This window comes from Pseudarthrobacter sp. SSS035, from assembly GCF_023273875.1.
In the GTDB taxonomy this organism is placed as follows: domain Bacteria; phylum Actinomycetota; class Actinomycetes; order Actinomycetales; family Micrococcaceae; genus Arthrobacter.
The window spans coordinates 4,081,737-4,102,338 of record NZ_CP096882.1; the positions used below are offsets into that span (position 1 = coordinate 4,081,737).

24 protein-coding genes are annotated in these 20,602 nt (G+C 65.8%); 16 read left to right on the forward strand and 8 right to left on the reverse strand.

Features of this window, described 5'->3' with window-relative positions; all coding sequences use genetic code 11:
• The first annotated feature begins 36 nt into the window (after nucleotides 1-36).
• From MUN23_RS18940 to MUN23_RS18975, 8 genes are all read left to right on the forward strand, one after another.
• On the forward strand, nucleotides 37-1,329 hold the full coding sequence (locus MUN23_RS18940; protein WP_248760405.1) for a lytic transglycosylase domain-containing protein: 1,293 nt from the start codon (nucleotides 37-39) through the stop codon (nucleotides 1,327-1,329).
• A gap of 39 nt (nucleotides 1,330-1,368) precedes the next feature.
• Nucleotides 1,369-1,731: a TraR/DksA C4-type zinc finger protein gene (locus MUN23_RS18945; RefSeq protein ID WP_248760406.1), complete on the forward strand. Its 363-nt coding sequence runs from the start codon at nucleotides 1,369-1,371 to the stop codon at nucleotides 1,729-1,731.
• A 69-nt stretch (nucleotides 1,732-1,800) separates the two neighbouring features.
• Nucleotides 1,801-2,361 (forward strand): DNA alkylation repair protein, encoded by a 561-nt coding sequence (locus MUN23_RS18950; RefSeq protein WP_248760407.1) that lies wholly within the window; start codon nucleotides 1,801-1,803, stop codon nucleotides 2,359-2,361.
• Between the two features lie 53 nt (nucleotides 2,362-2,414).
• On the forward strand, nucleotides 2,415-2,615 hold the full coding sequence (locus MUN23_RS18955; protein WP_248760408.1) for a DUF1918 domain-containing protein: 201 nt from the start codon (nucleotides 2,415-2,417) through the stop codon (nucleotides 2,613-2,615).
• A 54-nt stretch (nucleotides 2,616-2,669) separates the two neighbouring features.
• Complete coding sequence (locus MUN23_RS18960; protein ID WP_248760409.1) at nucleotides 2,670-3,194, forward strand: NUDIX domain-containing protein; 525 nt, start codon at nucleotides 2,670-2,672, stop codon at nucleotides 3,192-3,194.
• Nucleotides 3,195-3,256: 62 nt separating this feature from the next.
• Nucleotides 3,257-3,925, forward strand: coding sequence for a heme oxygenase (biliverdin-producing) (locus MUN23_RS18965; protein ID WP_248760410.1), 669 nt, complete (start codon nucleotides 3,257-3,259; stop codon nucleotides 3,923-3,925).
• Nucleotides 3,926-3,928: 3 nt separating this feature from the next.
• The gene (locus MUN23_RS18970; protein ID WP_248760411.1) at nucleotides 3,929-4,441 is read left to right on the forward strand and encodes a DedA family protein; all 513 of its coding nucleotides are present in this window, start codon (nucleotides 3,929-3,931) and stop codon (nucleotides 4,439-4,441) included.
• A 30-nt stretch (nucleotides 4,442-4,471) separates the two neighbouring features.
• On the forward strand, nucleotides 4,472-5,275 hold the full coding sequence (locus tag MUN23_RS18975) for a thioesterase family protein (protein WP_248764141.1): 804 nt from the start codon (nucleotides 4,472-4,474) through the stop codon (nucleotides 5,273-5,275).
• Nucleotides 5,276-5,342: 67 nt separating this feature from the next.
• Here MUN23_RS18975 and MUN23_RS18980 read toward each other — a convergent pair whose 3' ends face one another.
• From MUN23_RS18980 to MUN23_RS18990, 3 genes are all read right to left on the reverse strand, one after another.
• Nucleotides 5,343-7,037: a SulP family inorganic anion transporter gene (locus MUN23_RS18980; protein ID WP_248760412.1), complete on the reverse strand. Its 1,695-nt coding sequence runs from the start codon at nucleotides 7,035-7,037 to the stop codon at nucleotides 5,343-5,345.
• 22 nt (nucleotides 7,038-7,059) lie between these two features.
• Nucleotides 7,060-7,764, reverse strand: a complete 705-nt coding sequence (locus MUN23_RS18985; RefSeq protein WP_248764142.1) for an endonuclease/exonuclease/phosphatase family protein — start codon at nucleotides 7,762-7,764, stop codon at nucleotides 7,060-7,062.
• 93 nt (nucleotides 7,765-7,857) lie between these two features.
• A complete protein-coding gene (locus MUN23_RS18990) occupies nucleotides 7,858-8,247 on the reverse strand; it encodes a DUF2177 family protein (RefSeq protein WP_111907731.1) in 390 nt (129 codons plus the stop codon).
• On the opposite strand from MUN23_RS18990, the gene MUN23_RS18995 reads away from it, so the two are divergent.
• A complete protein-coding gene (locus MUN23_RS18995; RefSeq protein ID WP_371875937.1) occupies nucleotides 8,240-9,031 on the forward strand; it encodes a biotin/lipoate A/B protein ligase family protein in 792 nt (263 codons plus the stop codon). The two genes, MUN23_RS18990 and MUN23_RS18995, sit on opposite strands and share 8 nt — an antisense overlap.
• Before the next feature lie 28 nt (nucleotides 9,032-9,059).
• Here MUN23_RS18995 and MUN23_RS19000 read toward each other — a convergent pair whose 3' ends face one another.
• The 3 genes from MUN23_RS19000 to MUN23_RS19010 all read right to left on the reverse strand — a co-directional run bounded on the left by MUN23_RS19000 (nucleotide 9,060) and on the right by MUN23_RS19010 (nucleotide 11,124).
• The gene (locus MUN23_RS19000) at nucleotides 9,060-9,701 is read right to left on the reverse strand and encodes an MBL fold metallo-hydrolase (RefSeq protein WP_248760414.1); all 642 of its coding nucleotides are present in this window, start codon (nucleotides 9,699-9,701) and stop codon (nucleotides 9,060-9,062) included.
• The gene (locus tag MUN23_RS19005; RefSeq protein WP_056340389.1) at nucleotides 9,698-10,783 is read right to left on the reverse strand and encodes an S-(hydroxymethyl)mycothiol dehydrogenase; all 1,086 of its coding nucleotides are present in this window, start codon (nucleotides 10,781-10,783) and stop codon (nucleotides 9,698-9,700) included. The genes MUN23_RS19000 and MUN23_RS19005 overlap by 4 nt, the downstream gene beginning before the upstream one ends.
• Before the next feature lie 83 nt (nucleotides 10,784-10,866).
• A complete protein-coding gene (locus MUN23_RS19010) occupies nucleotides 10,867-11,124 on the reverse strand; it encodes a mycoredoxin (protein WP_056340387.1) in 258 nt (85 codons plus the stop codon).
• 148 nt (nucleotides 11,125-11,272) lie between these two features.
• On the opposite strand from MUN23_RS19010, the gene MUN23_RS19015 reads away from it, so the two are divergent.
• Complete coding sequence (locus MUN23_RS19015; RefSeq protein WP_248764144.1) at nucleotides 11,273-12,004, forward strand: SOS response-associated peptidase; 732 nt, start codon at nucleotides 11,273-11,275, stop codon at nucleotides 12,002-12,004.
• Between the two features lie 24 nt (nucleotides 12,005-12,028).
• Here the strand turns inward: MUN23_RS19015 and MUN23_RS19020 are convergent, their stop codons facing one another.
• Nucleotides 12,029-12,451: a VOC family protein gene (locus tag MUN23_RS19020; RefSeq protein WP_058932327.1), complete on the reverse strand. Its 423-nt coding sequence runs from the start codon at nucleotides 12,449-12,451 to the stop codon at nucleotides 12,029-12,031.
• Nucleotides 12,452-12,470: 19 nt separating this feature from the next.
• Here MUN23_RS19020 and MUN23_RS19025 point away from each other — a divergent pair, with 19 nt between their 5' ends.
• Nucleotides 12,471-12,791, forward strand: coding sequence for a chorismate mutase (locus MUN23_RS19025; RefSeq protein WP_058933088.1), 321 nt, complete (start codon nucleotides 12,471-12,473; stop codon nucleotides 12,789-12,791).
• A gap of 90 nt (nucleotides 12,792-12,881) precedes the next feature.
• Here MUN23_RS19025 and MUN23_RS19030 read toward each other — a convergent pair whose 3' ends face one another.
• Nucleotides 12,882-13,271 (reverse strand): hypothetical protein, encoded by a 390-nt coding sequence (locus tag MUN23_RS19030; protein ID WP_056340376.1) that lies wholly within the window; start codon nucleotides 13,269-13,271, stop codon nucleotides 12,882-12,884.
• A 154-nt stretch (nucleotides 13,272-13,425) separates the two neighbouring features.
• Here MUN23_RS19030 and MUN23_RS19035 point away from each other — a divergent pair, with 154 nt between their 5' ends.
• From MUN23_RS19035 to pgsA, 5 genes are all read left to right on the forward strand, one after another.
• Entirely contained in the window at nucleotides 13,426-13,761 is a 336-nt protein-coding gene (locus tag MUN23_RS19035; RefSeq protein ID WP_248760416.1) for a DUF6504 family protein, read from the forward strand.
• Complete coding sequence (locus MUN23_RS19040) at nucleotides 13,758-17,246, forward strand: DNA polymerase III subunit alpha (RefSeq protein WP_248760418.1); 3,489 nt, start codon at nucleotides 13,758-13,760, stop codon at nucleotides 17,244-17,246. The genes MUN23_RS19035 and MUN23_RS19040 overlap by 4 nt, the downstream gene beginning before the upstream one ends.
• Before the next feature lie 116 nt (nucleotides 17,247-17,362).
• Nucleotides 17,363-19,372 (forward strand): threonine--tRNA ligase, encoded by a 2,010-nt coding sequence (gene thrS / locus MUN23_RS19045; protein WP_058932330.1) that lies wholly within the window; start codon nucleotides 17,363-17,365, stop codon nucleotides 19,370-19,372.
• Between the two features lie 20 nt (nucleotides 19,373-19,392).
• A complete protein-coding gene (locus tag MUN23_RS19050; RefSeq protein ID WP_248760420.1) occupies nucleotides 19,393-19,980 on the forward strand; it encodes an HIT domain-containing protein in 588 nt (195 codons plus the stop codon).
• Complete coding sequence (gene pgsA, locus MUN23_RS19055; RefSeq protein WP_248760422.1) at nucleotides 19,970-20,593, forward strand: phosphatidylinositol phosphate synthase; 624 nt, start codon at nucleotides 19,970-19,972, stop codon at nucleotides 20,591-20,593. Before MUN23_RS19050 ends, pgsA begins: the two co-directional genes overlap by 11 nt.
• Nucleotides 20,594-20,602 lie beyond the last annotated feature (9 nt).

Consider the following 20,602-nt stretch of genomic DNA (forward strand, 5'->3'; position numbering starts at 1 on the left):
CCCGTAATCCGTATATGCCCGGTAAGCTCACCAACTATGTCCCGGATTGTTCAAAAAATGCGGCTGCCCGCCCTCGCCGGCCTGCTGGCGGTCGCCCTGGTGGGGTCGGCTGCGCTGCTTCCCTCGCATGCCGCAGACGACGCGCCGCCCGGCGGGTATCCCTCGTGGCAGGACGTGCAGAACGCCAAGAAAAGCGAGGCTGGCAAAGCGGCAGAAGTCGCCAGGATCAATGGGCTGCTGGGCGGACTTCAGGCTGAAGCAGAGACGCTGGGCAATGCGGCCGTAACGTCCGCCGCGGAGTATGCCAAGGCCGAAGCGGCACTTCAGGCCGCCACTTCCACGGTGGACGCACTCACGGCCCAGACGGCACGCGCCGCGGCCGAACTGGGACAGTACAAGAAGGAAATCGGCGCCCTGGCGGCCCAGTCGTACAAGACTGGTGGAACCAACATGGGTTTCTTCGTTGCCCTCGACGCCGTACAGAACAACAGCATTCAAGGCCTGAATATCGTCCAGATCGTCAGCGATAAGACTGCGGCCCTGGTCAACAAATCCGCAGGCGCCGAACGCATTTCGCGTGCCCTGGCCGATCAGGAGCAGGCGGCCAGGGCCGAACGCGAGCGCCTGTCCAGCGAAGCCAGAACCAAGCTCGACGCCGCCCAATCCGCCCAGCAGGCCATGTCCCGGCAGATCGCGGAGCAGCAGGAGCACGGCCAGGAACTGACCGCGCAGCTGGCCTCCCTCAAGGGCACCACGGCTGCGGTGGAGGGGGAGTTCCGGCAGGGCCAGGTGGCGTTGGCCGCGTATGAAACGGCGCAGGCCGCCAAGCGGGCCGCGGCGCAGGAACAGGCGCGCCAACAGGCGGAGGCGGCAGCCAAGGCGGCGGCCCTTGCCGCTGCACAGAAACCGGCGCCGGCCCCACCTGCTGTACCGGGAGTGCCCGCCCCGCCTCCAGTCCCGAGCCCGACGCCGGTCCCGCCGCCCGTCGTCGTCGTGCCTTCCGTTCCGGGAGGCGCTGTGAACGACCCCGCGGGCGCCAAGAACTACGCAGCCGGGCAGCTGGGCGCCTACGGCTGGGGCCAGGATCAGTTTCCGTGCCTGGCGTCGCTGTGGACCAAGGAGTCGAACTGGCTGACCACCGCCACCAACCCGTACTCGGGCGCATACGGCATCGCCCAGTCGCTGCCGGCCAGCAAGTATGCCAGCGCTGGCAGCGACTGGCTCACGAGCTACCGGACCCAGGTCAATTGGGGCCTGTCGTATATCGCTGACCGCTACGGGTCACCGTGCGGCGCGTGGAACCATTCCGTGGCCAACAACTGGTACTGACCTGCGGGGGGACGGCAGCCAAACCACTAGGCTTTTCCCATGCCCGATTTTGAACGGTTCCGGGTTCTGCTGGAAGAAGAGCGCACCCGGAAACTCGCGCTCCTCCCCGCCCTCCGTGAGGACATTTCGTCGGCCAACGCCGCCCGCCAGGATTCCAACGTGGATGACGAGCACGACCCCGAGGGTTCCACCATTGCGTTCGAGCTATCGCAGGCCTCGGCGCTCCTGAAACAGAGCAGCGCGGGACTTGACCAGGTGGATGCGGCCCTGGCGCGGATTGCAGCGGGCACGTACGGCACGTGCGCCGTGTGCGGGGACCCCATCGCGGAGGGACGGCTCGAAGCCCGCCCGTCGACGCCGTTCTGCATCCTCCACGCCGCGGCCGGCCGGCAGGGACGGTAGCGGCGCCATGAACCCAGATGTCGTGAACTCCAGTGCCGTGACTTCCAGTGCCGTGAGCGGGAGGGTGCAGTGAGCGGGCGCGTGCAGGACGCTGCCGGCTTCATCGACGCCACCCTGCAGAATGAGGGCGCCTGGTACCGGGCGGAGGACGTGGAGTCCCGGGTGGGCGGTGTCCTAGGCTCCTACGGATCGTCCGTAGGAGCCGTACGCGGCACCGTCCGCGACGCCAGCAGGAAGTTCAAGGACCTTGGCCACGATGAAGTGACCGCTTTGGCATCCCTCCTCTGGGGCCGGCCCGGTCCTGGCAGGCGGCCGGTCTATGAGAGGCGGCTCGCCGCCGTGGTGCTGCTGCAGTCCAAGGTTGCCCTCCTTCGCCACTCTGACCTGACCCGGCTGGAGGGCTTCATCAGAACCGCGCAGACCGGTGAGCTGGTGGACCCCCTGATTGCCGACGTTGTGGTTCCGTTGCTGCAGGGACTGGGCGAAAGCGGGCGCCAGCGCGCCGACGTCGTTATCACCCGCTGGCGCCAGGACCCCGACGACGCGCTGCGCCATGCTGCCCGGCTCGTCGCGTCTCAGGGACCTGACCTGCAGCGCATTTCCGGGAACCGCGACCAGGGACACGGCTGACCCCTGTTCCCTGGTCCCCTTGAGTCGTACTCTGGGGCTTGGAGGTGATTGCCATGGAGGCAGCGCAGGGCGACAGGATCATTGTCCGGGGGAAGACCGTCGGATCTTCGGACCGGCACGGGGTAATCGTGGAAGTCCGTGGTCAGGAAGGTCATCCGCCCTACCTGGTCCGCTTTGACGACGGACACGAAACCGTGATGTACCCCGGCAGTGATTTCGCCGTCGACCGCGGTCACGGGGGACAAGCCGGCTGACGAGCCGCGGGCGGCTGCGCGTCCGGGCCACCGGGCACCTGTCAGACTGGAGGAATGGATCACTCCTTGGCTGCCACGTCCCCTGACGCGAACCTCACGATTCCGCCGGTCCGGACCGGTCCGCAGGATCCCGGTGACGCCTGGGTCGAGGGCGGCCGCGGCAAGTTCTGGGGCAGGTTCGGTGCCGCCGGCGTGCTGGCTTATGACCCCGGCAAGGGCGTTCTCCTGCAGCACCGCGCGCTGTGGAGCCATAACGGTGGTACCTGGGGACTGCCCGGCGGAGCATTGCACCAGGGCGAGGACGCAGTCACCGGGGCCCTCCGCGAGGCGCACGAGGAAGCCGCGGTACCGGCCGCGGACGTGAGCGTCCTCTTCACGTCTGTGCTGGACTTCGGCTACTGGTCCTACACCACCGTTGTGGTGCTGGTGACCGCGCCTTTTGAGCCCGTGATCAGCGATCCGGAAAGTCTCGAACTCCAGTGGGTTCGGTTGGACGAGGTGGACGCAAAGGAGCTCCATCCCGGTTTCGCAAAATCTTGGCCGGACCTGCGATCGCGCATGCTGGAAGGGCGAGATTAGGGTTGCCTAAGTGCGGTGCGCCATAATGGTGTTCCGACCCCCTGCTGCGCGTGAGGAAGAACATGACCGGCCCGCTCTCCGTGTTGCTCAAACAGTCCACCAGTGCGGCCCACGAAGAGGCTGAGTCGTCCCCGTTCATGGGCGACCTGCTCGAGGGCAGGCTGGACGCGGCCGCCGTCGCTGCCCTCACTGCCCAGCTCTACACGGTGTACGGTGCCATGGAATCGGTGGCGCGGTCCGAGTACGGTTCTGATCCGCTGCTGGCAGGGTGCCTGGACCCCGCCCTGGAACGCATGCCTGCCCTCGAGGCGGACATGGCGTTCCATTACGGTGCCGGCTGGCAGGACCGGCTGGCGGACGGCCGGATTGTCACCGTCCCGGCCACCACGGCCTACGCCACCCGGATCCGCGAACACCACAGTGCCGAGTTTATGCTCGCCAACCACTACGTCCGGCTGCTCGGGGACCTGTCGGGCGGGCAGATTATCCACCGCCTGGTCCAGCGGCACTACGGGATCCCGGACGACGGCCTGAACTTTTACCTCTTTCCCGGTATCGGGAAAATGAAGCAGTACAAGGACGGCTACCGGCTCCGGCTGGACGCCCTGGCGCTGGACAAGGACCGGGCCGAGCAGGTGCTCGCGCACGCCGCCCACGCCTTCCGGCTCAACGGCCACATCTTCGCGGACCTGCAGTCCGCCGTCGGGGCCCGACCGCAGCCCGCGGCCTGACCCATGGACCAGTTCCTGGATCTGCCCTTCGGCGTGGCGGCGGCCAGCCTGTTTGCCATTGTTATGCTGCGCGTGAATGCGACCTACTGGATCGGCCGGGGAGCGGCAGCCGGGATGGAACACACGCGGTTCGCGTCGTCCTGGAACGGCCAGCGCGCCGGCCAGGCGAAGGCGCTCGTTCGCCGGTGGGGACCGTTCGCCGTAACTCTTTCGTTCCTGACCATCGGCCTGCAGACGGCCGTCAACCTCGCCGCCGGTGCTGCGAAGATGCCGCTGCGGCGCTACCTTCCCGCCGCCGTCGCCGGTTCCATCCTCTGGGCCTTGATCTATGCCACCATCGGGCTCGCGGCCGTGGAGGCGTGGCTGGCGCTGGCTGCCGGGTCCCCGTGGGGAATTGCCGTGCTGGCCGTCGCGGCCGCCGGACTTATCGCGTGGCTGCTGGTACGACGGCGGCGCCAGCCGAGGGGGAGCGCTGCCGAGCAGGCGGAGGCGGGCAATGCGGATAGGGTGGGCTGAGCCGCACACGAACAAGCGAAAGGGTCAATGTTGACTGCTGCACTCCCGGAACTGGCCGACGGTGACTACTACTACCAGTCGCTCGGCGGCGGGCGCTTCCGCTCCACCATCCACGCCCAGGGGGCCTGGAACGAGCACGAACAGCACATGGCGCCGGCTTCCGGCCTGATGGCGGACAGCCTGGAGCGCCACGAGCCCCGCGCCGACATGCGTATGGCCCGGCTGAGCTACGAGATCCTGGGCCTGATCCCGGGTGGCGGGTTCCACATCGAAACCACCACACTCCGCCCCGGCCGGACCATCGAGCTCCTGCAGGCAGAACTGGTAGCCAACGGGCGGGTGGCCATCCGCGCCACCGCATGGCGGATGATCACCGGCGACACGGCCGCGGTTGCCGCGGTCGAGGACACCGCCATCCCGGCACCGGATGAATGCAAACCGCTCGACGGCCCTGCCATCTGGCCAGGCGGCTACATCCGGTCCCTGGAGATGCGCGTGGCCGAGGGCCACCGGCCCGGCGCCGGCATCGTCTGGCTCCGCACGCAGCACCCCCTGACGGATAAAGCCGACAGCGGCGACCTGGCCCGCCTGATGGGCCTCGTTGACACAGCCAACGGGATCGCAGCCAGGGTCCCGCCGGGCAAGGACAGCTATGCCTTCCCCAACCTGGACCTGCAGATCCACATGTACCGCAGGCCCGAGGGCGAATGGCTTGGCTTGGACAACGCCGTCACCTTCGGAACCGACGGGATTGGCCTCACGTCCACCGTCCTGCACGATCTTCAGGGCCCGTTCGGCCGCGCCGAACAGATCCTGACGCTTCGCCGGACCTGACGGCCTTGCCAGTGACTACCGGACCGCTGTGACTACCCGACCTTTTGTGACAACCTGACCTTTGTGACTAGTCGGCGCCGGTCACGCTTTTGTAGCTGTGCACCGCGTTGTCCAGGGTGGGGAAGAAATGGTCGGCTGTGAACCGTGCGCTGGCCCCGAACCGGATCAGGCGGTCCTTGATCGGTCCCTTCATTTCCGCGAAGACCATGCTGATGCCGTCCTTCGCCAGCTCGTCGTCGAGCTGGATGAGCTCATCCAGCGCCGTGGTATCCAGGCCGGTGATCGGCTCGGCTGCCACGATGACCCATTTCACCGGCCAGGGTGCGGCGTCCACCAGGCCGTGGATGTGCTCGGCGAAAACGTCCCCGTTGGCAAAGAACAGCGGCGCATCGAAACGGGCAATCACCAGCCCCTCCACCCGCCGGCCTTCGGGATGCCGGTCAAGGTCATGGAAGCCCGGAACGTCCGCCAGGCTCGCCAGCTCGGTGCGGTACGGATCCCAGGCGCGCTGGACAAAGGCCAGCAGGGACAGGCCAATGGCCACGGCAATGCCCGGCAGGACCCCCACAAAGGCGACGCCCAGGAACGTAACCACCAGGAGGAGGGCCTCCATCCGGCTCATCCTGACGAGGCGCACCAGCGTCTTGACGTCAACCAGCGAAGACGCCGCCACGATCACCACGGCCGCGAGCGTGGCGGTGGGAAGGAAAGCAGTCAGCCCCGGTGCGACGACCATAAAAACGACCACGAGCAAGGCTGCCACCACCCCGCTGAGCTGCGTCTTCGCACCGGCGTCGAGCACAATCGGGGTGCGGGAGGAACTTCCGCACACCGGAAAGCCGCCCAGCACCCCCGTTGCCACGTTGGCGATGCCCAGGGCCCCCATTTCCTCGTTGCCGTTGACCCTCACGCCGCGGCGCGCGGCGAGGCTCTTGGACAAGGTGGAGGTGTCCGCAAAAGCGATCAGCGCGATGCCTGCTGCAGGGCCCACTAATGCCAGGACGTCGTCCATGCCAATTCCGCCCAGCGCAGGGGCCGGGAGTCCCTGCGGCAGGGCGCCCACTATGGGCAGCTGTCCGGCCAGGCCCAGTACGGCCACTGCGGCGATGGAGCCGGCCACCGCGAACAGGACGCTCGGCACCTTCCACGGAAGAAAGCGGCCGGCGACAATGACGGCCACGCTGCCCGCACCCACAGCCAGGGCGACGGGATTGATACCGCCGCTGAAGACCGCCCCGGCCACGGCTGTCAGGCGGTTAAGGACGCCATCGGCGGAGACATCGATCCCCAGCAACCGCGGAAGCTGGCTTACCGTGACGGCCAATGCGATGCCGTTCAGGTATCCGACGCGGATAGGCCGGGATAGCAATCCCGTCACAAACCCCAGCTTGAAGATCCGGCCGGCTATCAGGAAGACGCCGATCAGGATGGCCAGCACTCCGGCCATGGCCACCGCCTGCTCCGGATCCCGCCCGGCCAGCGGAAGGATGGCGGCCGCGATCATGGGTGCCAACGCTGAATCGGGCCCCACAATGACAACCCGGGATGGCCCGAACACGGCATAGAAGATCATGGGCACCACGGAGGCGTACAGCCCGTTCACCGCAGGAAGCCCGCTGGCCTCGGCGTACGCCATCCCTGCCGGCACCAGGGCTGCGCTCAAGGCCGCCCCGGCCACCAGGTCCGACTTCAGCCACGACCGTTTGTAGCCACGCGCAACACCAACGCCCGGTAGCGCCTTGTTGATCCAGTCGTGCCGCACTCGGGCCTCCAAATTGGTGAAATCAGGACGCGGGGGGCTCCTGGAACGGCGTCGAATCCTGGCCATATTCGGCGGTCACCAGGATCGGCAGGTGGTCGGAGGCGCCACGGGGCAGGGTTTCTACATTCTCGATGTTCAGTCCCAGGGACGTGGCAAAGTCGAAGTGGCCCTTGAATACTTTGTAGCGGGTGTAGGTCCTGCGGTCACTGAGGGAGAGTTCGTAGCCGGTGTTCTTCATGTGTTCGTTGAGGTTCTTGGTGAAGAAGGGGTAGTTGAAGTCACCCACCATCAGAGTCATGAGGCCGGTGCCCATACCCAGGAGTTCCGCGTGGGCCGCGTGGATCTGGTTGCGCCGCAGCGAGTTGGTGGCGGTCAGCGGAGCGGCGTGGAACGAGGCGATAACCAGTTCGTGATCGGTCTCGTTGTCCCGCACGCGCGTGCCGATAAGGCGCTCATGGGCGGGCGCCAGGACCATGTCGTGCAGGGACTTCTTGAGTGCGAAGGTCTTGGTGCCGTGGGCAGTGAACCGGTCGGGCCGGTAGTAGATGGCCAGCCCCAGGCGGTTGCCCTTGGTGGAGTCGGCGAGCTGCAGCGGACCCAGCGAGTCAGGCAGGTCCGAGGTGTCACACTCCTGGAGGCACAGGGCATCGACGCCGAAATTCTGGGCAAGATCAACCAGTTCCCCACTGGCCTGGTGCTTGCGGAGGTTGTAGCTAATGACGCGTATCAGTGGATTACCTCTTCTGAGGAGTAGCGGGTGGGCCCAGTTCCTGAGTTTAGCCACCCGATGGGGGACGGTGCAGTAATACTCCGCTGGATGTCAGGTGGAGCGGAACACCAGCCACCCAGCCAGGGTGGACAGGCCCGTCAGGGCGGCACCCCACAGGATGTCCACGACAATAAGCTGCAGCGGCCATGTCTTGAGCGTGGCGGCATTCGTGAGGTCGTACGTCGCATACGCAAAGGCGCCCAGGGCGGCCCCATAGCCGACGGCGGTCAGCCAGCTGCCGCCGTCGAGCGCCGGCCGCAGCGCAAAGAAGACAATCCCCGCTATGTACATGACATAGAAAGCCACGGCGTAACCTAAGTGTGGCTTGTCTGCGAGCAGGTCACCGATGTGGCTGCGGTAGAACGGGTTCATGAGCTTGAGCCAGACGGCGTCGATGACCGCGAACGCAGCCGCGACGACAAGGAATTGCAATATGACCATAAGGGAGCTTAGCAATATGCAGGACGCCGAAGCGGGACTCCGGACGCTCACTGTGGTGCGGCAGGATCATTCCCTCGGCGCCGCACGTGACCTGGAATTCGGCCTCGAACTGCTGACCCAGGCGAAGACCGGCAGGATCGGCCCCACGCTGCGGCTGTACCGGCCCGCGCCCACTGTTGCCTTCGGCCAGCGGGATACCCGCCTGCCCGGCTTCGACGCGGCCGCCCGGGCCTGCCGCGAGCACGGATTTGAACCCCTGGTGCGGAAGGCCGGCGGACGCGCCGCCGCCTACCACGAGGGCACGCTGGTGGTGGACCACGTCATGCCCCATGCGGACGCCATTGCCGGTTCCAAGGGCCGGTTCAGCTTCTTTGGTGAGCTCCTGGCGCAGTCCCTGCGGGACGTCGGTGTGCAGGCAGCGGTTGGCGAAATTCCGGGGGAGTACTGCCCCGGGGAGTTCAGCGTTCACGGCACCCACCCGGCCGACCCGGCGCACCGGATCAAACTTGTGGGCACAGCGCAGCGCGTGGTGAGCGGCGGGTGGCTGTTCAGTTCCGTGATCGTGGTGGAAAATTCCGCCCCCATCCGCAGCGTCCTGATGGACAGCTATGCAGCCCTGGGCCTGGATTGGGACCCGGCCACCGCCGGCGCGGCCAACGATCTGGTGCCCGGCCTCACGGTCCAGGATGTTGAAGACGCCGTTATTGCCGCGTACGCGGGCCACGCCTCCCTCCAGCATGCCGACTTCAGCAGCTATGCAGGTTTGGATACTCGGGAGGCGTAGCCCGCGCTTGCCGGGCCGGCCGGGGCTCTTAGTGGCCCCGGGCGATCCATTCGTCCAGGTGCGGGGCTTCGGCTCCGATGGTGGTGCTGTCGCCGTGGCCGGTCCGGACCACCGTTTCGGCCGGGAGCGGGAGCAGCCACGTCCGGATCGACTCGATGATGGTGGGGAAATCGCTGTAAGACCTGCCCGTGGCGCCGGGGCCGCCCTGGAACAGGGTGTCCCCGCTGAAGAGCGAGCCCTCGCCGTCGGGCCCGTCAGCCAGGTGGAAGGACACCGAGCCGGGCGAGTGCCCGGGCGTGTGCAGGGCCGTCAGGCTGGCCCCCGCCACCTCAATGACGTCGCCGTGCTTGATGGCGACATCGGGTTCCACGTCAGGGAAGACGCTGTGCCACAGCATCCAGTCGTCCCGGTGGAGGTGGATCGGGGCCTGGACGAGGTCCCAGAAGTCACCTACTGAACGGATGTGGTCGTCGTGGCCGTGGGTCAGCAGGATCGCCTTGAGCTTCCGGCCACCGACGGCGCCGGCAACGGCCTTGGCGTCGTGCGCGGGGTCGATCACCACGCATTCCTCATCGTTGCCCACGATCCAGACGTTGTTGTCCACATCCCAGGTGCCGCCGTCGAGCGAGAATGTCCCGGACGTGACGAGCCGCTCGATCCGGAGGCTCACAGTTCCACCACCGAGCGCAGCACGGAACCGGAGTGCATCTTCTCAAACGCTTCCTCCACCTGGTCGATGGTGATCCGCTCGGTCACGAACGCATCCAGGTCCAGCTTGCCCTGCTTGTAGAGGCTGATCAGCATGGGGAAGTCCCGGGACGGCAGGCAGTCACCGTACCAGGAGGACTTCAGCGAGCCGCCGCGGCCGAAGACGTCCAGCAGTGGCAGTTCCAGGGTCATCTCCGGCGTCGGGACGCCCACCAGCACCACGGTGCCGGCGAGGTCGCGGGCGTAGAACGCCTGCTTGTAGGTTTCGGGGCGTCCGACGGCGTCAATCACCACGTCAGCGCCGAAGCCGCCGGTGAGTTCCCGGATTTTCTCCACCGGGTCCGTGGCGGAGGAGTCCACGGTGTGGGTGGCGCCGAGGCCCTTGGCCCGGTCCAGCTTTTTCGCGTCGATGTCGACGGCGATGATGGTGGTTGCGCCGGCGAGCGCGGCGCCGGCGATGGCGGCCACTCCCACACCGCCGCAGCCGATGACGGCGACCGTATCGCCGCGCTTGACGCCGCCGGTGTTGATGGCGGCGCCCAGTCCGGCCATGACGCCGCAGCCGAGCAGGCCGATGGCGGCAGCATCGGCGTCGGGATCCACCTTGGTGCACTGGCCGGCGGCCACGAGGGTCTTTTCGATGAACGCGCCGATGCCCAGGGCGGCGGACAGTTCGGTGCCGTCCTCAAGCGTCATCTTCTGGGTGGCGTTGTGGGTGTTGAAGCAGTACTGTGCCTGGCCGCGGTTGCACGCGCGGCAGTTGCCGCAGACGGCCCGCCAGTTGAGCACCACGCGGTCGCCCGGGGCGACGTCCGTGACGTCGGGGCCCACGGCGCTGACCACTCCGGTGGCCTCGTGGCCCAGGAGGAACGGGAAGTCATCGCTGATGCCGCCCAGTTTGTAGTGCAGGTCGGTGTGGCAGACGCCGCTGGTGATGATGTCCACCAGGGCCTCGCCCGGGCCCGGTTCCGGGACCAGGATGGTCTCCAGAGTGACCGGGGCCCCTTTGGAGCGGGCTACGACACCTTTGACTTTATGGACCACGAAAGGCTCCCTCAATGCAGATAGACAGAACGGGACCAACACGGATGTTGGTCCCGTTCTGTCTACCACATGAGCTGCCGTGGTCAGGCTGCGAGGCGGCTCTTTACCTCGGCAGCGGAGGGGTTGGTGGCGGCGGTGCCGTCCGGGAAGAGCACGGTGGGGACGGTGCGGTTGCCGCCGTTGAGCTTCTCCACGAGGTCGGCTGTGCCCTCCACCTCTTCGATGTTGATTTCCGTGTAGCCGATGCCCTGCGCGTCCAGCTGCTTCTTGAGCCGGTTGCAGTAGCCGCACCAGGTGGTGGAAAACATGGTGATGGTGCCGTTCTCGGGGGTAAAGTCCACGGAGTTCTCCTGATAATCGTTGAGGGGTTTCGTTCCCGTCAACGGTAACCCGGGGCGGGCTATTCCCCGCGCTGGCCCGGCGGATGCGGTGCCGGATGACAGTACATAACGCTGATGGCATGCTGGAGCCATGTGTGGACGCTATGTGATGGCCCGGGCCGTGGGTGACCTGCTGGCAGAATTTGATGCCCAGCTGGAAGAGGAAGTGCACCTTCCCCCGTCATGGAATGTGGCGCCCACGGACGGCGTGCCCATCGTCCTGGAACGGCTGATCGAGGACAACACTGTGCGCCAGTTGCATGTGGCCCGCTGGGGCCTGGTTCCGTCCTGGGCCAAGGATCCGGGTATCGGCCCCAAGATGATCAACGCCCGGAGCGAGACTGTGCTGGAGAAGCCCGCCTTCCGCAAGGCTGTGAAGTCACGGCGCTGCGCTGTGCCGGCCGACGGGTATTACGAATGGAAGCAGGGGACAGGGAAGGCCAAGCAGCCCTACTACGTCCACCCAGGGAAAAGCAGCGGGCTGGTGTTCGCGGGCCTGTACGAGTGGTGGAAGGATCCGTCCAAGGCCGAGGGCGATCCCGGCCGCTGGATGCTGTCCACCTCCATCCTGACCGCAGACACCCCGCCCCCGGGTACCGAGTCCACGGTGTTCGGCAAGCTCACGGAGTTGCATGACCGGGTGCCGCTGCCCATGGACCGCGCAACCATGGCGTCGTGGCTTGATCCGCAGATCGATGACGCCGCCTTCCTCGTGGACCTGGTCCGGGCCCACGTGAAGGAAGTCGCGGCCGACTGGCATGTGGATTCGGTCGGCACCGAGGTGGGCAACGTACGCAACAACTCCCCGGAACTGATCCGGCCGGTGGAAGCCTTGTTCTAAACCGGCACCCGGGGCGGCATGCCCCTAAACGGTGACCTTGCCGGCGTCGTCCACTGTCCACGTGGGGTTGTAGGCAACTTCCCAGCGGAAGCCGTCCGGATCGGCGAAATAGCCGCTGTACCCGCCCCAGGGCTGGGTGACCGGCGCGGCGACGATAGTGGCCCCGGCCGATGCCGCTTCCGCCATGACCCGGTCCACCGCCTCGGTGCTGGGCAGGTTGTGGCTGAGCGTGATGCAGGGGACCGGGCCGGGGACACCTACCCCCGCCTCGGCGTGCATCTGCGCGGCGTCCCACAGGGAAAGGATGAGGCCGTGGTTGACCTGGATGAACACCACATCACCGGGAAACTCGCGGTGGACAGGCCAGCCGAGGCCCTCCGCGTAGAACCGGCGGGAGGCGTCAACACTGCGAACGCCTAGTGAGATGAAGTCGACTCTGGGCTGCATGCTTCGATACTGTCAGAAGATGGCAACAATTCAAGGAAACGATAGGGACGCTTTGGCCGACAAAGAACAGCTCGCTGCCGTTCGGATTGCGGTAGACGAAGTTGACGAGCAGATTGTCACCCTCATTGCGCGGCGTGAACGCCTGATCCGGATCGCCGGAACCCTGAAGGGGGACGACGCTGAAGTCCGCGCCCCCGGCCGGGTGGAACGGGTGATCGAGCATGTCCGGGCCGCCGCGAAAAAGAAGGACATTGATCCGGACATTGTGGAATCAACTTACCGGGCCATGATCTCGGGGTTCATCAAACTCGAAATGAAGGTCCACAGAGAAAGCAGCTGACGCTGCGCAGGTGCTGTCCGGACACGGTTCCGGCAGCACCTGCCGCGGTGTTCCCTAGAGCGTTTCGTCGACTTAGAGCGTTTCGTCGACCTAGAGCGCTTCGTCGACGGCGACGCCCGACTGGAACTCCCGGCCGTCAGCCTCGCTGAAGGCCGACATGATGTGGCCCTTGCCCAGGCCATGGACGGCCGCGACGGGGAAGTTGCCGGTGATGGTGCTGCCCGAGTGCGTCACGCCGCCAAGGTCATAGTTTTCCTCGGCGCTCTGGTCATGGCTGAACGAGTAGAAGGCAATGGCCTCCCCGTTCATGAACTCAATGCCCAAACGTCTTTGCGATGAGTAATCAGGGCTCGCCGCCACCAGTCCCACTACGTACGCACCTGCCCCCGGTATGTTGCCGTCGATATCAAAGGTTGCCACGAGCTTTTCGTCCTGGGCCTTGATGCTTACGTGCTTGAGGAGTGCGTCATTGGTGCTCATGCCACAATCCTGCCTCCCTGCTGCCCGTCCGTCCACCCCTGTCTAGGTTTTGTCGGAGCGTCGTCGTAGACTCAAGGTATTCGAACATGTATTCGAATACCTTGCTTTTGCATCAGCATTTTGCATCAGCTCCGTTCAGTTCCGGGAGGCGCCCATGGGTATGTTCAGCGAGTCCGTGGACGTCGTCTGCACCCCCGCCGGCCAGCCGCTGAACCTCCAGTGGGCCGGACGGCACTACACGGTGTGCGCCGAGCCCGTCCGGTGGTATGAACGCCGGCAGTGGTGGGCCGAGGAACGCCGTGCGCCGCTCGGCAGCGGGCCGGGGCTGGTGGACCACGAAATCTGGCGCGTCCAAGTGCAGGCGGACCCGCGGAGTGCCGGCCCCCGGGATGCAGGGGAGCCGCTCACCCTGGACCTGAGCAGGCATGCCGGCAGCGGCCGCTGGAGGCTCCTGCGGATCCACGACGCCCTCCGGCCGCAAACAGCATGAGCTTCTCCCACCTTCACGTTTCCACGGCCTTCAGCGCACACTATGGCGTTGCCTGGCCCGACGAACTGGCCCAGGTTGCCGCCGCAGACGGCGCAACCGCGCTCGCGTGCACGGACCGGGACGGCCTCTACGGCACCATCAAACACCTCAAAGCCTGCATGGAAGCCGGCATCGACCCCATCGTGGGGGTGGACCTTGCGGTTTTCGACGACGACGGCGACCACCGCACCCAGCTCGCCGGCAGGGTAGTGGTGCTCGCCCGCGGCCACAACAACGGGGCGGGCTACCGCGCACTGTGCCGGCTGGTGTCCGATGCCCATGCCCGCACCTCCGGCAAAGCCGGGGGAGCGGTGCCCGTGGCGGTCACCCGCGCCGAACTCGCCTCCCGCACGCTCGACCCCAAAACCCTGAAACCGGTCCTGACGGTCCTGATCGGCCCGGATTCCGACGTCGGACGGGCCATGAGCGGCCGGCGCTACCTCCGTCCGCGCACCCTTTTCAAAAGCTGGCTGGACGCCATGCCCCCCAGAACCCTGGTGGCGGAAGTCGTTTCCCAGCTCACTGCCCCCGGAGCGCCCCTGAGCACCGCCCACGCAGTACGTATGCTCAAACTCGCGGAAGAACACCACGTACCGGCCGTGCTCACCAACGCGGTCCGCTACTGCGCGGAGGACGGGGCCGCCACAGCTGACGTACTCGACTCCGCCCGGACGCTGAAGTCCCTCCCCGAACTCGCGGCCGAACCGCTGCTCCAGCCCAACGGGCAGGCCTGGCTCAAATCATCAGCGCAGATGCTTCAGCTCGGCAAGGAAATCATCCGCGCCGCAGGGTATGGCGCAGCGGACCTCAAACAGCTGATGGCACAGACCGAGGCGCTCGCCGACTTCTGCCGGATTGACCCGGTGACTGACATGGGCTGGAAGCAGCCGGTGGTCCCCGAGGCATCGGTCATTGGCATCAGCCAGGACCCGCACGTTGAACTGGTGCAGCGCTGTGAGGCCGGGATCAGCAGGCGTTTCCCCGGAATATCAGGCTCAGCCCACAAGGACATGCGCTCGCGGCTGGAGCACGAGCTGGGAATCATCAGGAACCTCGGGTTTTCCTCTTATTTCCTCACGGTCGCGGAGGTCTCCCGGATGATCATGGACATGGGGGTAAGGGCAGCCGCCCGCGGTTCCGGGGCCTCCAGCCTGGTCAACTACCTGATTGATGTCAGCCAGGTGGACCCCCTGCAACACGACCTGATCTTCGAACGCTTCCTGTCCCGGGACCGGGCCACGTTGCCGGATATCGACATCGATGTCGAAAGCGCCGAACGGCACAACGTGTACCGGCGGATCTTTGACCGCTTCGGTTCCGAGCGCGTCACGCTGATGAGCATGCAGAACGGGTACCGCGCCCGCGGTGCCGTCCGCGACGCCGGGATGGCCCTGGGGATGGACGATGACGACGTCGGTGAGATCGCCAAGCAGCTGTGGCGTTTTTCGGCCCGGAAATTCCGTGAGGCCCTGGTTGAGAAACCTGAGTTGCGGGAGTTCGCCGGCCGGGTGGAACAACGGGACTTCGCCGAAAACCAGCAGCTTGACCTGCTGGTGGACCTTACGGAACGGCTGGACCGGCTGCCCCGCCATATTTCCATGCACCCTTGCGGGGTGATCCTGGGCGATGCCACGCTGCTTGACCGGACCCCGGTGCAGCCCAGCGGACTGGGGCTGCCCATGAGCCAGTTCGATAAACACGACATGGATCCCATGGGCATGCTCAAGCTTGATGTCCTGGGGGTCAGGATGCAGAGCGCGATGGCGTTTGCCGTCCGGGAAGTCATCCGGATCCATCCTTCCAAAGCGGAAGTGGTGGCGGCAGGGGCCCACCCTGCAGGTCCTGACGGGACCGGGCCGGACTACATCGCCGAGAACGGCCACATCGACCTCAACGCCGTGCCGCTGGATGATGAACCAACCTACGAACTGATCCGCAGCACCCACACCCTGGGCTGCTTCCAGATCGAGTCGCCCGGCCAGCGGGAGCTGATCGGCAAGCTGGCGCCGCGTGAGTTCAATGACCTCATCATCGACATTTCGCTGTTCCGGCCAGGCCCCATGAAATCGGACATGGTGCGGCCTTTCCTGGAGCACCGGCACGGCTTCGCACCGGAGGTCTACCCGCACCCCGACCTGAAACCCGTGCTGCAGGAAACGCATGGGGTCACTGTTTTCCATGAGCAGATCCTGAAAACCTTCCACGTGATGACCGGCTGCGGCCTGGCGCGCGCGGATGAGTTCCGCCGGGCGCTCGGCAACGAGGTCCACGAGCTGAAAGTGGAAGAGTTCTTCCGAAAGGAGGCCCGGATCAAGGGGTACACCCCGGAAGTAGTGGACAAGGTCTGGGGGACCCTGAAAGCCTTTGGCAGCTTCGGCTTCTGCAAGGCGCACGGTGCGGCATTTGCCGTTCCCACCTACCAGTCCGCGTGGCTCAAGACCCACCACCCCGAGGCTTTCCTGGCCGGGCTGTGGGAACACGATCCCGGCATGTACCCCAAACGGCTGCTGGTTGCCGAGGCCCGCAGGCTGGGCATCCCCATCCTGCCGCTGGACATCAACCGCAGCCAGGCCGAGTACCGGGTGGAACGGGTGACGGACGGGCAGGACGCCGGCAAGCTGGCGATCAGGCTGAGCCTTAACGGCATCTATGGCCTGTCCGGGACCGAGCTCAAGCGGATTGTCGCCGGCCAGCCCTACGACTCCCTGGCTGACCTCCGTGCCCGGTCCAGGCTGAGCAAGCCAAGCATCAAAAGGCTCGCCCAGCTGGGTGCCTTTGACTCCCTGCACCGTGAATCGGGAGGCGCCGCCAACCGCGCGGACCTCGTCCAGCACCTGCAACAGCTCCAGGCCGCGGGCGGTACCCGGAAGGGCATCGACATCATGGACGGGCAGCTGTCCCTGCCGCTGGGGGACGTGGAGCTGCGGAACGTCAAGCCCGGGCTTCCCGCGCCCACCCTGGTGGAAAACGTCCGGTCAGAACTGGACCTGATGGCCATAGATGTCAGCGGGCACCTGATGGACAGCCACCGGCCCATGCTGGACCGGCTGGGGGTCACCACTGCAGACAAACTGTTGAGCCTGCGCAACGGCACCGAGGTGCTGGTGGCCGGGGTGCGCATCGCCACCCAGACGCCGCCCATGCGCGGCGGCCGGCGGGTGGTGTTCATCAGCATCGACGACGGCACCGGCTGCGTCGATTCCGTGTTCTTCCATGAAGCCCAGGAACAGGCGGGGCTGCTGCTGTTCGGCACCAGGCTGCTGCTGATCCGGGGCACCACCCGGCGGACAGGTCCCCGGGGAATCAGCCTGAGCGCCAGTATGGCCTGGGACCTGAGTAGGGTGGAATCCCTGCCGTTCGCGGCGGATCGGGTGGAGAACACCGATGTGCCGCATCCTTTGGACGGGATCAGCCGAAGCCTGGCGATTACCGGAATGGGCGGCTGAGCGGCCGCGGGTCCCGTTGGTCGGCCTCCCGGGAAACCGATAGCATTGACGATGGCTGGCTGTGGTCCCCGTACGCCGCAAGCTATGAAGCCTAAAACTTTGAATAGGAGACACCCGTGTCAGATGCCCAGCAGATCACCCTCATCGTCGATGGCGAAGAGACCAAGGTGACTACCGGGACAACCGGTGCGGAACTCTTCTTTGAGCGCCGCGATGTTGTTGTTGCCCGCGTCAACGGCGAGCTGAAGGACCTGGACCAGGAGCTGCCCGAGGGCGCCGAGATCGAGGGCGTCACCATCGATTCCCCGGACGGCCTGGACGTCCTCCGCCACTCCACCGCCCACGTCATGGCCCAGGCCGTGCAGCAGCTGCGTCCGGACGCCAAGCTGGGCATCGGCCCGTACATCACCGACGGCTTCTACTTCGACTTCGACGTCGCAGAACCGTTCACCCCCGAGGACCTCAAGACCCTCGAGAAGATGATGCTCAAGATCGTCAACCAGAACCAGAAGTTCGTCCGCCGCGTGGTCAGCGAGGACGAGGCCCGCGAGGCCATGAAGAACGAGCCCTACAAGCTCGAACTCCTGGGCAAGAAGAACAACGCCGCCGAAGCCGGCGAGGGCGTCAACGTCGAGGTCGGCGCCGGCGACATCACCATCTACAACAATGTCGAGCGCAAAGAGGGCACCACGGTCTGGTGCGACCTCTGCCGCGGCCCGCACCTGCCCAACACCAAGCTCATCTCCAACGCCTTCGCCCTGACCCGGTCCTCCTCCGCGTACTGGCTGGGCAACCAGAAGAACCAGCAGCTGCAGCGCATCTACGGCACCGCCTGGCCCACCAAGGACGCGCTCAAGGCCTACCAGGAGCGCATCGCCGAGGCTGAGCGGCGCGACCACCGCAAGCTCGGCGTCGAACTTGACCTGTTCTCCTTCCCCGACGAGCTGGGCTCCGGCCTGCCGGTGTTCCACCCCAAGGGCGGCATCATCCGCAAGGAGATGGAGGACTACTCCCGCCAGCGCCACGTCGATGCTGGCTACGAGTTCGTCTACACGCCCCACATCACCAAGGGCCACCTCTACGAAGTCTCGGGCCACCTGGACTGGTACAAGGAGGGCATGTTCCCGGCCATGCACGTGGACGCGGAACTCAACGAGGACGGCACCGTGCGCAAGCCCGGCCAGGACTACTACCTGAAGCCGATGAACTGCCCCATGCACAACCTGATCTTCCGCTCGCGTGGACGGTCCTACCGCGAACTGCCCCTGCGTCTCTTCGAATTCGGTTCGGTGTACCGGTACGAAAAGTCCGGCGTGGTACACGGCCTGACCCGGGTCCGCGGCATGACACAGGACGACGCCCACATCTACTGCACCCGCGAGCAGATGAAGGACGAACTCACCAAGACCCTGAAGTTCGTGCTCGACCTGCTGAAGGACTACGGCCTGAACGACTTCTACCTGGAGCTGTCCACCAAGGACCCGGAGAAGTACGTCGGCGAAGACGCAGCCTGGGAAGAAGCCACCCGGACACTCGCCGAAGTGGCTGAGGAATCCGGCCTGGAACTCGTCGCGGATCCGGGCGGGGCGGCCTTCTACGGCCCGAAGATCTCCGTCCAGACCAAGGATGCACTCGGGCGAACCTGGCAGATGTCCACCATCCAGCTGGACTTCAACCTCCCGGAACGCTTCGAGCTGGAATTCCAGGCAGCCGACGGCACACGCCAGCGTCCTGTGATGATCCACCGTGCGCTCTTCGGTTCCATCGAGCGGTTCATGGGTGTGCTCACCGAGCACTACGCCGGCGCGTTCCCCGCGTGGCTTTCCCCCGTGCAGGTGGTGGGCATCCCGGTCGCCGAAACGTTCAACGAGTACATGTTCGACGTCGTTGACCAGCTCAAGGCGGCGGGCATCCGTGCCGAGGTGGATACGTCCTCGGACAGGTTCCCCAAGAAGATCCGCACCGCCAGCAAGGACAAGATCCCGTTTGTCCTGATCGCCGGCGGCGACGACGCTGAGGCCGGCGCGGTGTCCTTCCGTTTCCGAGACGGCAGCCAGGACAACGGCGTCCCGGTGGCCGAGGCCGTCAAGCGGATCACGGAAGCCGTCCGTAACCGGACCAGCTAGCGGAAACGGATAAGAACACGGTGCAGGAGAACACAGGCGCAGGCTATCCAGGGGATGCCGGCGTGACAGATGACTTTGAGCTCGCGGGCGTGCCGGATGCTTTCCAGCGCCTGTGGACTCCGCACCGGATGGCCTACATTAAGGGCGGTCAGCACCAGTTCAAGAACGAGAACGACTGTCCCTTCTGCGTGGGTCCGAGCCGGACTGACGAGGAAGCCTTGATCGTCTACCGGGGGAAGACCTGTTACGTGGTCCTCAACCTGTTTCCCTACAATCCGGGGCACCTCCTGGTCTGCCCGTACCGGCATGTCCCGGACTACACGGACCTGACGGCGGAGGAGACTGCGGAATTTGCGGAGATTACCCAGACGGCCATGCGGGTCCTGCGCAAGGTGGCGAACCCGGGCGGGTTCAACCTCGGCATGAACCAGGGCGTAGTGGGCGGGGCAGGAATCGCCGCGCACCTGCACCAGCACATCGTGCCGCGCTGGGGCGGGGACGGCAACTTCTTCCCCATCATTGCCCAGACCAAGGCCATCACGCAGACCCTGGATGAAGTCCGCCAGCAGGTTGCAGAGGCCTGGCCCGGGGAGACGGATGCTGAATAGGCATGCGCGCGGGTTTTTCACCGCGCTTTTCACTCCGCTTGCGCGCTGGCTCCTGAAAATCGGGGTTTCCCCTGATGCTGTGACGGTCATCGGAACCGCCGGCGTGGTGGTGGGTGCGTTGGTCTTCTACCCCCTCGGCCAGCTCTGGTGGGGGACCCTGTTCATTACCGCGTTCATTTTCTCGGACGTGCTTGACGGCATTATGGCCCGGCTACGGGACACCGGCGGCCGCTGGGGAAACTTCCTGGACTCCACCCTGGACAGGATCGCCGACGGCGCACTGTTCGCGGGTGTGGCCATCTGGTTCTTCACCGGGGGCGACGAATACGCCATCGCCGTCGCCGCCATGCTGTGCCTCGTTTTGGGCATGGTGGTCTCGTATGCGCGGTCCAAGGCCGAATCCCTTGGCTTCACGGCGAATGTGGGCATCGCGGAGCGCGCCGAGAGACTGGTTTCGGTGCTGGTGGTCACCGGATTTACCGGCCTGGGATTGCCCCCGGTGGTTCTTCTGGTGACGCTTGGACTCCTGGCCCTGGCCAGCCTCATCACGATCATCCAGCGCGTAGCCACCGTCCATCGCCAGGCCTTTGCGGAGTCCGCCGCCTCGGATTAAGCCTGATTA